This is a genomic window from Euzebya sp. (assembly GCF_964222135.1).
In the GTDB taxonomy this organism is placed as follows: domain Bacteria; phylum Actinomycetota; class Nitriliruptoria; order Euzebyales; family Euzebyaceae; genus Euzebya.
Map to the genome: position 1 here is coordinate 59744 of NZ_CAXQBR010000068.1, position 12271 is coordinate 72014.

At 74.9% G+C, this 12271-nt stretch carries 12 protein-coding genes and 1 pseudogene; 5 read left to right on the forward strand and 8 right to left on the reverse strand.

Features of this window, described 5'->3' with window-relative positions; genetic code table 11:
• Positions 1 to 8 precede the first annotated feature (8 nt).
• Positions 9 to 413, forward strand: coding sequence for a hypothetical protein (locus tag ACEQ2X_RS15360; RefSeq protein WP_370326705.1), 405 nt, complete (start codon positions 9 to 11; stop codon positions 411 to 413).
• Positions 414 to 439: 26 nt separating this feature from the next.
• The gene (locus ACEQ2X_RS15365; protein ID WP_370326706.1) at positions 440 to 1111 is read left to right on the forward strand and encodes a class I SAM-dependent methyltransferase; all 672 of its coding nucleotides are present in this window, start codon (positions 440 to 442) and stop codon (positions 1109 to 1111) included.
• On the opposite strand, the gene ACEQ2X_RS15370 is transcribed toward ACEQ2X_RS15365, so the two are convergent.
• A complete protein-coding gene (locus ACEQ2X_RS15370) occupies positions 1112 to 2080 on the reverse strand; it encodes a lysylphosphatidylglycerol synthase domain-containing protein (protein ID WP_370326707.1) in 969 nt (322 codons plus the stop codon).
• 53 nt (positions 2081 to 2133) lie between these two features.
• On the opposite strand from ACEQ2X_RS15370, the gene ACEQ2X_RS15375 reads away from it, so the two are divergent.
• Both ACEQ2X_RS15375 and ACEQ2X_RS15380 read left to right on the forward strand, forming a co-directional pair.
• Positions 2134 to 3804, forward strand: a complete 1671-nt coding sequence (locus tag ACEQ2X_RS15375) for a hypothetical protein (protein ID WP_370326708.1) — start codon at positions 2134 to 2136, stop codon at positions 3802 to 3804.
• A gap of 102 nt (positions 3805 to 3906) precedes the next feature.
• The gene (locus ACEQ2X_RS15380) at positions 3907 to 5106 is read left to right on the forward strand and encodes a DUF5995 family protein (RefSeq protein WP_370326709.1); all 1200 of its coding nucleotides are present in this window, start codon (positions 3907 to 3909) and stop codon (positions 5104 to 5106) included.
• Positions 5107 to 5195: 89 nt separating this feature from the next.
• Here the strand turns inward: ACEQ2X_RS15380 and ACEQ2X_RS15385 are convergent, their stop codons facing one another.
• From ACEQ2X_RS15385 to ACEQ2X_RS15415, 7 genes are all read right to left on the reverse strand, one after another.
• A complete protein-coding gene (locus tag ACEQ2X_RS15385) occupies positions 5196 to 5408 on the reverse strand; it encodes a CsbD family protein (protein WP_370326710.1) in 213 nt (70 codons plus the stop codon).
• Between the two features lie 75 nt (positions 5409 to 5483).
• Complete coding sequence (locus tag ACEQ2X_RS15390; RefSeq protein ID WP_370326711.1) at positions 5484 to 6173, reverse strand: type II CAAX prenyl endopeptidase Rce1 family protein; 690 nt, start codon at positions 6171 to 6173, stop codon at positions 5484 to 5486.
• 40 nt (positions 6174 to 6213) lie between these two features.
• Positions 6214 to 7899: a GMC oxidoreductase gene (locus tag ACEQ2X_RS15395; protein WP_370326718.1), complete on the reverse strand. Its 1686-nt coding sequence runs from the start codon at positions 7897 to 7899 to the stop codon at positions 6214 to 6216.
• Positions 7900 to 8007: 108 nt separating this feature from the next.
• On the reverse strand, positions 8008 to 8454 hold the full coding sequence (locus ACEQ2X_RS15400; RefSeq protein ID WP_370326712.1) for an HIT family protein: 447 nt from the start codon (positions 8452 to 8454) through the stop codon (positions 8008 to 8010).
• 77 nt (positions 8455 to 8531) lie between these two features.
• Entirely contained in the window at positions 8532 to 9776 is a 1245-nt protein-coding gene (locus ACEQ2X_RS15405) for an RNA polymerase sigma factor (protein WP_370326713.1), read from the reverse strand.
• A complete protein-coding gene (locus tag ACEQ2X_RS15410; protein WP_370326714.1) occupies positions 9776 to 10126 on the reverse strand; it encodes a YciI family protein in 351 nt (116 codons plus the stop codon). The genes ACEQ2X_RS15405 and ACEQ2X_RS15410 overlap by 1 nt, the downstream gene beginning before the upstream one ends.
• Before the next feature lie 116 nt (positions 10127 to 10242).
• Positions 10243 to 12147 (reverse strand): FAD-dependent oxidoreductase, encoded by a 1905-nt coding sequence (locus ACEQ2X_RS15415; RefSeq protein WP_370326719.1) that lies wholly within the window; start codon positions 12145 to 12147, stop codon positions 10243 to 10245.
• On the opposite strand from ACEQ2X_RS15415, the pseudogene ACEQ2X_RS15420 reads away from it, so the two are divergent.
• Positions 12041 to 12271: pseudogene (locus tag ACEQ2X_RS15420) on the forward strand (hypothetical protein); the annotation flags it as partial. The gene ACEQ2X_RS15415 and the pseudogene ACEQ2X_RS15420 sit on opposite strands and share 107 nt — an antisense overlap.

A 12271-nucleotide genomic window follows, 5' to 3' on the forward strand; every position in this document is an offset into this window, starting at 1 on the left:
TCCATGCCATGGGCGACGCCCCACATGACCCGGAGACGGGGGCCACGGCCGAGTGGACCGCCGAGCAGCTGCGCTCGGCACCGCCGGATGTGCCGGGCCCGCCGCCCGCGGCTGGTCTGCCGGCGTTCCCCCCGGGCCCGCCGGCCGCCCCGGTCACGCCCCTCGACGAGGTGGCGGGCACCGCGCCGGACGTCCCCCTCCACCCCCTCCTCCCAGGTGGGCCATCGGGTGCGGGCGGCCAGCCGCTGCACTCCCCCCCGCCGGACTTCTACGCCGCCCACCAGGCGCCGCACGCGGCGTCGGCCGGCCCCCAGGAGGGTGCCCGGGGGGCGTTGTGGTTCGCCGTCGTCGTGCTGCTCGTCGTCGTCGGCAGCGTGCTCGCGGCGCTCGCCCTGCTGGCCGGGTCGCTGTAGCCCGGGCAGCTCGTACGCTGTCGCCCGTGAGCACCACGACCGAGCCCGCCGCGGCACCAGCCCCCGGCACGCACGCCCCCGAGACCCCCGACATCGTGATCGGGAACCACTACGACAAGTACGAGGGCGGCAACGTCCTGATCCGGTTCCTGACCCGGCGGTTCCTGGCGGCGCTCGACGGGATGCTCGACGCGGTCGCCGCCGAGGGCCCCGTGACGCGGGTGCTCGAGGTCGGCTGCGGCGACGGGGAGATCGCCGAACGGCTGCGCGACCGCTTCGCCGATGCCGACGTCCTCGCCCTCGACCTGCCCGACGCCGGCCTGCGCGCGGACTGGCAGGGCCGCAGCGGGGTCGGCTTCGCGCACGGCGACGCCCACCGGCTGCCGTTCGCCGACGACACCTTCGACCTGGTCGTGGCCGTCGAGGTGTGCGAGCACCTCACCCACCCGTGGTCGGGCCTGGCCGAGATGGCCCGCGTGTCCTCACGCCACCTGGTCCTGAGCGTCCCCCGCGAGCCGATGTTCCGCATGGGCAACTTCATGACCGGCCGCCACGTCCGCGACCTCGGCAACACACCCGGCCACTTCAACCACTGGGGCACCCCCGGGTTCCTCCGGTTCGTGTCGGTGCAGGCGGCCGTGGCCGACGTGAAGCTCCCGGTGCCGTGGACGATGGTCCGCGCCCGCGTCGACGCCTGATCAGCGGGTCGGGTCCGGCGTCGCCCCGCGTCGACCGACCCCGGCCACGAACCCGAACCCGCCCCAGAGCCCGTCCGCGAGTGTGAGGACGAGCCGGGACAGCAGCGTCACGGTGAACGCGACCTCCGACGTCACCACGAGCGACAGGCCCGCGACGAGCACGACCTCGCGCGCACCGGCCCCCGCGGGCGCGATCAGGAACAGGAAGCCGGCGGACCACGCGGCGGCGAACACGCCGACGGCGACCGCGACCGGTCCGAGCACGCCGTCCGGGGTGGCGAGGGCGACCACGGCGAGGTGGACGTGGAGGCCGTAGCAGACCCACATCACCGCGGCCCACGCGCAGGCGACGGCCATGTCCCGGCCGCGTGGGCGCGCCGGCAGCGGCTCGCGGCCGAGCCGGCGCAGCAGCCCGTCCATCACCGCGCTGAGCGGGCCGGGGAACAGCAGGGGCACCCGCACGAGGGGGGCCAGGGCGGTCCACGCGGGCCCCCGCCCGATCGCCGCCACGGCCGGGACGCCGAGGATCGCGCCGGTCACCAGGTGGATCCACATGAACAGCGTCTGGCCCGCGACCGCGCTGCGGCGGGGGACGCCGTGGTCGCGGCCGAGCTCGGCCTGCGCCAGCACCGGCCAGACGCTGCCGGGGAGGTACTTGCCGAGCTGGGCCACGAAGAAGACCCGCATCGCGGGTCGGAGCGGCAGGACCGAGCCGAGCCCCGTCAGCATGCGCCGCCACACGAGGGCGCTGACACCCACGCCGGCGAGCCCGGCGACGGACGACAGGACCAGCGGCCAGACGGCGACGGACTGCAGCTCGGCCGCCAGCTCCTCGCGTCGCGCCACGACGGCGACGCCGAAGGCCACCAGCACGCCGGCGACGTACACGCCGCGCAGGGCACGGCGCCACCGCGGGACGCGGGGGACGTCCTCCGGCGGCTGCGGCGGGGTGGTGGCGGGGTCGGGCACTCGCGCAAGGGTGCCAGCCCGTCGGCGGCGCACCCCTATCCTGTGCAGCGCCGATGACCACCCTCGACGAGCTGGGCCCGACGTCGCTGGCGGACCGGCCCCCGCCGACGGCCCGGCAGGGCTGGGCGGCGCTCGGCGCGGTGGTCTCCGTGGCGCTGGTCCACCTCGCACCCGCCGCCGGCCTGGCACCGGGCGCGCTGGACGCCGACCTCGGCATCCAGTGGCACCTCGGGGCCGAGACGGCCCGCGGGGCGATCCCCCTGATCGACTTCGAGCACACCTGGAACGTCGCGTCCTGGTACTTCAACGCGGCCCTCCACCGCGTCGCCGGCGGGGACCCGTCGACGTGGCTGTACCTGTGGGGACGGGTGTTCGGACCTGCGCTGGCGGCCGTGACGGCGGTCGGGGTGCTGTGGCGGCTGCGGTTCCGGGCCGAGTGGATCCTGATCGGGGCCGGGTCCTGGCTGGCGCTCAGCCACGTCATCCACTCCAAGTACACGATCCCGGTGGTGTGGGTCTTCGTCCTGGCGCCCACCGGCAGGGGCGCCTCGACGACCCGCGCGGTCGCGGTGCGCGCGGCCCTGGCCGGCCTGACGTTCCTCAGCCAGGTCGAGCTGGCCGTCCTGCTGGGTGCCGGTGTGGTCCTGTTCGACCTGATCGGCCGGGACCCGTGGTCGGCGGCGGCTGGCGAGCTGCGCGCGAGGGTGCTGCGGGCTGCGGCGGTGCCGGCCGGCATCGCGCTGGCCCTGGTGGCGGAGCTGGCCGTGTACCGGCTGCTGGGCCAGCCGCCCGGGGAGGTCCTGCGCCAGCTGTTCAGCAACGCCGCGGAGACCGCCGAGGGGTTCACCTACGGCTACCCGCTGCTGAGCGCCCCGTCCCTCCGCCCGAAGCTGTTCGTCGCCAGCCTGCTCGTCGCGTTCGTGCCGGCCGTGTGGCGCCGGCTGACGGCACCTGCCCGGCTGGTCGCCTGCCTGCACCTCGCCCAGGCGCTCATCGCGATCCGCCGACCGGACCCCGCCCACGTCGACGCGGCCACCACCCTGCTCGGCCTGCTCGTGGTCCTCGTCGTCAACGACCTGGTCACCGACCCCCGCGGGGTCGGGCACCTGCGGTGGCCGCGCGGGCGCTGGGACGGCCGGCGGGTCGTCGCGGCGGTCGTGGGTGCCGTCGTGGTCGCCGCGGCGGTCGTCGCCGCCGTGTCCGTCGAGAGCCTGCTCGCGCTCGCGCTGCCGACCGTGCTGCTTGCGGGACTGGCGGTGGTGACGCCGCGCTGGCGGGCCGACGCCGGGGCGGTGTCGCTGGGGGCCGGGGCGGTCGTGGTCGCCGTGCTGCTCGCCTCCACCGCCGGGGGGATCGCCGCCTCGCTGCGGGCGGGGGACGCCCTGGCCGTCGTCGAGGGCGTGGCAGCGGACATCGCCCCCGACCTCGACCGCTGCACCGGCGGGGACCGCGTCGTGTGGATCGTGCCGGGACCGCTCCCCCTCTACGACGCGCTGGAGGCGGAGAACCCCACCCCGTGGACGGTGTTCTGGTACGGCTTCACCGCCGAGCACGACCGGGTCCGCGACCGCCTGGCGGAGGGGTCGCTGCCCGGGGTGCTGCAGGTCGGGCACGGCTGGCCGCCGTCCTTCGGCGACCTGGGGGACGACCTGCAGGTCGCCCTGGAGCCGTGTGCCGAGGGGGTCAGCCGCGACGGCCAGCCCTACCGCATCTGGGTGGACTAGTCCCTTCGGATCGCCTCGAACCCCCCGGGTTGGCCATTCCCCTCAGGTGATCGGCGTACGACATTGCGGTGGGTAGTCGCAACGGTGCGGAGGAGCAGGCGGATGGGCAGGGCCAGGAGGGCGTCGGCGGTGCTCGCCGTGCTGCTCGTCCTCGGCCTGGCCGCCCCGTCGCAGGCGTCGACCCCTCCCCTGGTGAACTGGGGGCAGGTCCTGCCCGGGTTCACGCCCGGCCTGGACCTCTCGTCGAGCAACATCTGCACGAGCGGCGACCCGGCCTGCGTCGAGTCGGTCCTGCGGACCATGGCGCGCGACCTCCACCGGCTGGCGTCGACCTGCGACCACAACGCGGTCTTCCAGCTCGGCTACATGCGGACCACCGAGGCGTACTACGAGTCCTCGCAGATCCCCGGCTTCTACGACGACGTGGCGTGGATGCACCACTACGACGCGGTCTTCGCGGAGTACTACATGGGGCCGCTGCGGGCGTGGGAGCAGGGGGACGCCTCGGCGGTCCCGCCGGCGTGGCGCCAGGCGTTCGGCGCCGCCGACGGTCGGGAGCTGTCCGCCCTCGGCAACTTCTTGATGGGCATGAACGCCCACATCAACCGCGACCTGCCGTTCGTGCTCGACGACATCGGCCTGACCGACGCCGACGGGGACTCCCGCAAGCCCGACCACGAGCAGGTCAACGCGTTCCTGAACACCGTCGGCGACGACATGATCCCCGAGATCGCCGCCCGCTTCGACCCGACGATCGACTCGACGCCCCACGACGACGTGCTGATGGGCTTCGCGTCGGCGCAGCTGATCCAGACCTGGCGCGAGCAGGCGTGGACCAACGCGTGGCTGATGACCTACACCCCCGAACCGGTGGCTGACCTGGTCGCGCAGGCCATCGAGGTCGGCTCGGCCCAGCTGGGCGCGCTGATCCGCCAGGCGACGGCGATCCCGGATGCAGCGGCCCAGGCCCGCGACGCGCACTGCGCGGACCACTGGGACGACTGGGACGGCGGCGACGGCGTCTACTTCGACGGCCAGGACGAGCCGCCGGCGGGGCTCCCGACCCTCAGCCAGGTGGTGGACACCGCCACGATCGACGCGCTGGCCGCTGCCGGGGTGACCCTCGACGTGAGCCTGGCGGGCGGCGTGCAGATCGAGCTGTCCACCGCGCTGCTGCCCCCACCCCTCGACGGGGCCGTCGGCCTGGTCGGTGACGCGCTGGACGGGGGGCCCGGCGGGGGCGACGACGGCGTCGACGACGTGATCGGCGGGATCATCGGCGGCCTGTTCGGGAGGCGCTAGGCACAGACCGCGAGAGCTGCCGCGCCCGACCGGACGCCCGGTGATCCACGGGGGAGATCACCGGGCGTCCGTCGTGCGGGTGGCTCCCGCTACTTCTTCTTCTGCTCCGCCTCGTGCGCCGCGGCCTCGGCACGGGCCTGTGCGGCCTCGGCCTCCTTCTCCTGGGCCTTCTCGTCGGCGTCGACCTTCTTCTGCTGGGCCATGCCCTCGTCGCGCATGTCGTCGTTGCCGGTCAGGGCGCCGGCAGCTTCCTTGAGCTTGCCCTTGGCGTCCTCGACCACGTTCTCGTCGTCACGTGCCATCGGTGATCATCTCCTCGCATCGGGTCGGTCTCGGAGTCCCTTCCCCGCAGGGTGCTGGCGACACCTGCCCGGCGGTCAGGGGAGCGACGGCGGGAACAGCACCATGAGGCCCGTCCAGATCACGTGGGCGATGATCACCGGCCCGACCGAGCGCGTGACCAGCAGCAACGTCCCCCACACCAGCCCGCCGAGGGCCGCGGCGGCCACGAGCGCGAGCTTGAGGGTCGCCACGTGGAACAGCGTGTAGCCGATCGTCGAGACGACGACCAGGACCGCGCCCTCCTGCCAGCGCCCGAGATCCCGTGGCAGCCGATCGCGCACCCGGTCGGCGACCATCGGCGTGAACGCCCCCCGCCAGAACACCTCCTCCATCCCGCCGGTGAAGATCGCACCGAGGACCACCTGGCCCCACACCGGGATGGACCCGGAGGCCTCGTAGACCTCGAGCGCGGTGGTGGCCAGGGCGGGCACCACCTCCGCCGCGACCGCGAAGGCCGCGTGGCCGACCGCGAAGTGGACCAGCGCGGCGGCGACCGCCAAGGCGGCGGTGGCGGGGGTGATCGCGAAGCCGGGCTCGTCCTCGTCCGGGGCGCGGCGGACCCAGAAGCCGACCAGCCCGGTCAGCGCGCCGCCGGCGGTGGTGAGGGCGAAGAACGGCAGGCCGCTCGCGTTGAACGCGATGCCCCAGACGAGGGCCAGCCCGACGAACGCGATGGCCAGCCGCACGGCCTGGCGGTCACGTCGGCGGGTGCGGGTCGTGCTCACGGCAGGCGTGGTACCCGCCCACCTGGGCGGGCACACCGCATCAGGCGGACGCGGGCTGGCGCAGGGCGGCCGGGGCGTCGGCGGGGACCGCCGGGGTGCGCGGCGCGACCGGGGCGACGCGGCGGTACGGGGCCCCGAGGGGCGGCCGCGGGTCGGGCTCGCCGGCGTTGGGCCACAGCGACATCGCCCGCTCGGCCATCGCGGTGATGGAGAGGGACGGGTTGACGCCGAGGTTGGCGGTGATCGCCGAGCCGTCGACGACGTGGAGGCCGTCGTGGCCGTGCAGGCGGTGGTACGGGTCGATGACGCCGTCGGCGGCGGTCTCCCCGATGGGGGCGCCGCCGATGATGTGCGCCGTGGTCGGCACGTTGAGGGTGGCCTCGAAGATCGAGCCGACCGGGATGCCGCCCATGGCCTCGGCCCCGAAGCGGGCGGCGGTGTGCGCGGCCGGGATCCAGGTGGGGTTCGGCGTGCCGTGCGCCTGCCGGGTGGTCAGGAACGAGCCGAACGGGGTGCGCCGCCGGAGGGTCTGGAGGGAGTTGTCGAGGGACTGCATGACCAGGAGCGGGACGGTCCGCTCGGACCAGCGCGTCTGGGTGAGGTTGCGGAGGAACTCGAGGGGGTGGGTCAGCAGCTGGAGGAGGAAGCGGAGGGGCCGCGGGATCGCGCCGCCGCCGTCGACCATCGGCGCGGTGATGGCCCGCATGGCGTCAGAGCCACGGCCGTAGCGGACGTTCTCGATGTGGGTGTGCTCGTCGACGTGGATGGAGCCGGTGATCGCGATGCCCTGGGAGTAGTCGACCCCGTCGGTGCCGGCGGATGCGCCGACGATCGCCTCGGAGTTCGTGCGGGTCAGGCTCCCGAGCCGCGGTGAGATCCGGTCGAGGGGTCCGTCCTCGGCGAAGCGGTGCAGCAGCTTCTGGGTGCCGAGCGACCCGGCGGCGAAGATCACGTGGTCGGCGCGGATCACCGTGCGCTCGGGGCGTCGCCACACCGGGGTGCCGGGCCGCTGGCTGAGCAGGGCCCAGCGCCCGTCGGAGGCACGGCGCAGGTCGACGACGCGGCGCTCGGCGACGACGCGGGCGCCGAGCTGCTCGGCGAGGTGCAGGTAGTTCTGGTCGAGGGAGTTCTTCGCGCCGTGGCGACAGCCGACCATGCAGTTGCCGCAGCGGATGCAGCCGGTCCGGTCGGGACCGCGGCCGCCGAAGTAGGGGTCGCCGACGGTCTCGCCGGGGGTGCCGAACCAGACGCCGACGTCGGTCTTGTGGAACGTGTCCTCGACGCCCATGCGCCGGCCGATGGTGAGGAGCAGCTCGTCCGCGGGGGTGTCGAAGGGGACGGTCGTGACCCCCAGCATCCGCTTGGCCTGGTCGTAGTGCGGCGCGAGCTCGTCGCGCCAGTCGGTGATGGCCGCCCAGGCGGGGTCGTGCCAGTACCCCTCGAGCGGCTCGTAGAGGGTGTTGGCGTAGATCACCGACCCGCCGCCGACCGCGGCGCCGGACAGGATGAACACGTCCTTCAGGAGGGTCATCCGCTGGGCCCCGCGCAGACCGAGGGACGGGAACCAGAAGAACTTCCGGAGGTCCCGGTTGGAGGCGGGCAGGGTCTCGGCGGTCCAGCGCCGCCCCTCCTCGACGACGGTGACGTCGTAGCCCTTCTCGGCCAGGCGCAGCGCGGACACGCTGCCCCCGAAGCCCGATCCGATGATCGCGACGTCGGTCTCGATGGTCTCCACGCGGCCGCGCCTCCCTCGGTTAACGGCGTTATGTCACAAGCGTCGCACGGATGTCACGCGACTGCCAGCTCAGGTGGCGAGAGCTCAGCTGGCGAGGGCTCAGCTGGCGAGGGCCTCCCGCAGCCGCGCCGCAACGTCGGCCTCGTGCGCGGCGTCGTCGTAACCGGTGCGCGGCCAGAAGAAGCCGCGCAGCCCGTCCTTCCGGCGGCGCGGGACCACGTGGACGTGGAGGTGGTGGACGCTCTGGCTGATCACGTTGTTGTTCGCCACGAACGCGCCGTCCGCGCCGAGCGCGGTCGCCATGGCCGCGGTGGCGCGCTGCACGAGCCCGAACAGCGGTGCGACCAGCGCGGCGTCGAGCTGGTCGAGGGTCACCACGTGGTCGACCGGGCAGACGAGCAGGTGGCCGGGGAACAGGGGGCGGATGTCGAGGAACGCCGCGACGTGCTCGTCGGCGTACACCAGGTCCTGGGCGCCCGCGATCACCTCGCAGAAGGTGCAGCCCTCGGCGGGGTGGGTCTCGACGCCGGGGTACGGGGAGTCCATCGCCGCGCGAGCCTACGTCAGTGTGTCGGGACGCCCGCCCTCATGGCGGGCGTACCGACACAGTGGTGTGCGCACCGTCACGCGAGCGCAGCCCGCCGACGCTCGAGGTGGGCCCGGAGGGAGGGGTTGGGGGTGGTCTCGACGGCCCGGTCGAACGCGGCCGCGGCCTCGTCGCGGCGGCCGAGGCGCGCCAGGACGTCACCGCGCGCGGTGTGCCACGGGCCGTAGCCGTCCAGGTCGAGGTCGTCGAGGATCGCGAGGGCCGCGGCCGGGCCGTGGACCTCCGCGACCGCCACCGCGCGGTTCAGGGCGGTGATGGGGGTGGGCTGGTGGAGGGTCAGCTGGTCGTAGAGCGCCAGGACCTGCCGCCAGTCGGTCTCCTCGGCGGTGGAGGCGTCGGTGTGGACCGCGCCGATGCAGGCCTGCAGCTGGTAGGGGCCGGGCCGGCCGCGGCGCAGGCACGCCCGCACGAGGTCCTGGCCCTCGGCGATCATCGCCGCGTCCCACCGGCTGCGGTCCTGGTCGGCGAGCAGCACGACGTCGCCCGCGGTGTCGGTGCGGGCATCGCGCCGGGCGTGGGTGAGCAGCATCAGCGCGAGCAGCCCGACCGCCTCGGGCTCGTCGGGCATGAGCTCGACGAGGACCCGCGCGAGTCGGATCGCCTCGCCGGCGAGGTCCTCGCGGACCAGCGACGTGCCGGTCGCGGTGGTGTGACCCTCGGTGAAGATGAGGTACAGCACGGCCAGGACGGACCGCAGGCGGTTGGGCAGAGCGGCGCCACCAGGGATCTGGTAGGGGATCCTCGCGGCCGCGATCTTCTTCTTCGCGCGGACGAGGCGCTGGGCCATGGTCGCCTCCGGGACCAGGAAGGCAGCGGCGATCTCCTCGGTCGTCAGCCCTCCCAGCAGGCGGAGGGTCAGGGCCACCTGGGCCTGCGGGGACAGGGCCGGGTGGCAGCAGGTGAAGATCAGCCTGAGCCGGTCGTCGGTCACCGGTCCCACCTCCCTCGGTCCCTCGTCGTCGGCCAGCACGGCGGCCTGCTCGTGGCGCCGGGTCCGGGCGCTGTCCGCCCGGACCCGGTCGATGGCGCGGTTCCGGGCGGTCGTGACGATCCACCCGGCGGGGCTGGGCGGCAGCCCGTCGCGGCGCCACCGCTCAACGGCGGTCCGGAAGGCGTCCTGCACCGCCTCCTCGGCGAGGTCGATGTCCCCGAAGACGCGGATGAGGGTGGCGGTCGCCCGCCCTGACGCCTCCCGGAAGACCGCCGCGATCTGGTCGTCGGTGACGGCCCAGGGTGTGACGCGGTCACGAGCTTCCGGCACTACTCGTCCTGGAAGGGGCGGACCTCCACCGGGCCCTGGCAGGCGGCGGACCCGCGCGCGGCGATCTCGAGGGCCTGGTCGAGGTCGTCGGCGGTGATCACCCAGAAGCCGCCGAGGAACTCCTTGGTCTCGATGTAGGGGCCGTCGGTGGTGAGGACCTCCCCGTCCACGTTGCGCACGACGGTGGCGGTGGTCGGCGGGTGGAGGCCGCCGGCGAAGACCCAGTGGCCCTCCTCGGTGATCTCTTCGTTGAACTTCCCGACGGCAGCGAACATCTCCTCCATCTGTTCGGCGGGCACGTCCAGGTCCTCGATGCCGTCGTGGTGGACGCTCAGCAGGTACTGCGGCATGGCGGTTCTCCTCTGCTCGGTGGGCCGGCCCGGTGCCGGCGCTCACCCCCTGTACGGAGCAGGCTCACCGAGATCGACATCACCCGAGATCTCTTTCGGTCGTCCGGTCGGGCGGGTCAGGCCAGTCGCGCGAGCTGGTCGGCGGCGACCGGTGCCGCGAGCGGGCGGGACTCGAGGTCGCCGGTGTCGGCGTGGCCGGCCGCGGCGAGCGCAGACCGGACGATCGGCGAGCAGACCGCACCCTGGCAGGGCCCCATGCCGCAGCGGGTGAGCCCCTTGACGGCGCGGGCTGTCGTCGCGCCGTCGGCGATGGCGCGGCGCACCTCCCCGAGGGGCACCTCCTCGCACCGGCAGGCGAGCACCGCGTCGGGTGTGGTCGCCGCCCAGTCGTCGTCGACGGGGTGGAGGCGCTCGAGGTCGTCGGCGAACCGGCGCCACCGGGTGGCGGCCCGGCGCAGCGCCGCGGGGGGCGAGCGGTGGCCGGCGAGCTGGGTCAGCAGGGCGGCGGCGGCCAGGCGGCCCTCGGCCCGCGCCTTCTCGTCGCCGCCGACACCCGTGATCTCGCCGACCGCGTGGACGAGGGGGACGGACGTGGCCTGGACCTCGTCGACCACCACGGCGGTGGCGATGCGGTCGGCCGAGGACCGGGTGTCGCAGCCGAGCTGCAGGGCCAGGCCGACGTCGGGGACGAGCCGGTGGCTGATCCCGAGCGCGTCCAGCCCCACGGTCCGGCGGCGTCCGACCCGGCCGTCGGGGTCGACGGGGGCGATGACGGCGGCCCGGAGCCGGTCCGATCCCACCGCCTCGAGGACCCGCCACCCGAACCGGGGAGGGTGCGGGCCGGCGAGGGCGGCGAACTGCAGGCCCTTCGCCGGGTGCCGGAGGGCGGTGGGCAGGCCGGTCCCCACCAGGTCGCGCAGGGCGCGGGCCTCGAGCGTGAACGCGGGCGGATGGCCGGCCTGGCGCAGGGCCGCCGCGACGGCGAGGAGGAGCGGCCCGGACCCGGCCAGCCCGACCCGGGTCCACGGCAGGCGGCCCTCGGCCTTCACCAGCGCCTGGACCGCCCCGGCGGTGACCACGCCGGGGAGCGTCCACCCCGGGAAGGGCATCACCACCTCGCGGGCCCCGGGGGCGAGCACCACAGCGCGGGTGCGGCAGAGGTGGAGGGTGCCGGCGGTCTCGAGCAGCGCCTCGAACCCCGCGCGGTGGTCGAGCCGGCGGAGCGCGACGACCGCGGTGGCGGGCTGGACAGCGATGCGGGGGTGGGTCTCGGCCCGGCCGATCGCGTCGGCCAGCCCCCCGGTCCTCGCGGCCGTGCCCGCCGGCTGCCGGCCGATCTGCCCGCCGGCCCGGGCGTACCGGTCGACCAGCACGATCTCGAGGCCCCCGTCGGCCAGGTCGGCGGCGGCGGTCAGCCCGCCGGGGCCGGCCCCGATGACCAGCACGTCGGCCGGGGGGTGGGGGGCCGCCGACTGCCCGGCCGCCGCGCGGGGTCTGACACGTGAATCGTCCCGACCGACGAGCGTCAGCGAGGAGCGTGGGCCGATTCGGGTCGTCGAACCGGAGTGTGCGGCGCCAGCCGCACATGGAAGGCTGTCACCTTCCTCTCGATCCGCGGAACGAACCTGACAGACCTCCGCGGATGCCGGGATCACCGGCGCAGGTCTGACACGTGAATCGTCCCGGCCGACGAGCGCCAGCGAGGAGCGCGGGCCGATTCGGGTCGTCGAACCGGAGGGTGCGGCGCCAGCCGCACATGGAAGGCTGTCACCTTCCTCTCGATCGGCGGGACGAACCTGACAGACCCCTCCGGGGGCTTGGTCGCTGCCGCCGATCACCGCGGCGGTCGGGAGCAGGCACGCCCGCGCGGTCCTGCCGTCGGGATCGAGGACCAGGCAGTCGTGGCAGTGGCCGATGCCGCAGAAGATCCCGCGCGGCTCGCCACCGGACCGCGTCACCCGCCACGACGGCAGCCCGTCGGCGAGGGCCGCCACCGCGACCGTCGACCCGGTCCCACCCACCGGCGCGGGACCCAACCCCGGCCGGTGCGGCGCGGGGCCGGGAGCCGGCGGGGTGGTCCGCGGGAGCGGCGAGGCGGGGGCAGGGGCCGCACCCTCCCCCGCCCGGCCACCCCCCCCCGCCGGG

Bases quoted from the DNA above. Each gene is read 5' to 3' on its own strand.
- ACEQ2X_RS15410 (WP_370326714.1), bottom strand. From the start codon at position 10,126: ATGCCGCAGTACCTGCTGAGCGTCCACCACGACGGCATCGAGGACCTG.
- ACEQ2X_RS15375 (WP_370326708.1), top strand. From the start codon at position 2,134: ATGACCACCCTCGACGAGCTGGGCCCGACGTCGCTGGCGGACCGGCCC.
- ACEQ2X_RS15360 (WP_370326705.1), top strand. From the start codon at position 9: ATGGGCGACGCCCCACATGACCCGGAGACGGGGGCCACGGCCGAGTGG.
- ACEQ2X_RS15400 (WP_370326712.1), bottom strand. From the start codon at position 8,454: ATGGACTCCCCGTACCCCGGCGTCGAGACCCACCCCGCCGAGGGCTGC.
- ACEQ2X_RS15385 (WP_370326710.1), bottom strand. From the start codon at position 5,408: ATGGCACGTGACGACGAGAACGTGGTCGAGGACGCCAAGGGCAAGCTC.
- ACEQ2X_RS15380 (WP_370326709.1), top strand. From the start codon at position 3,907: ATGGGCAGGGCCAGGAGGGCGTCGGCGGTGCTCGCCGTGCTGCTCGTC.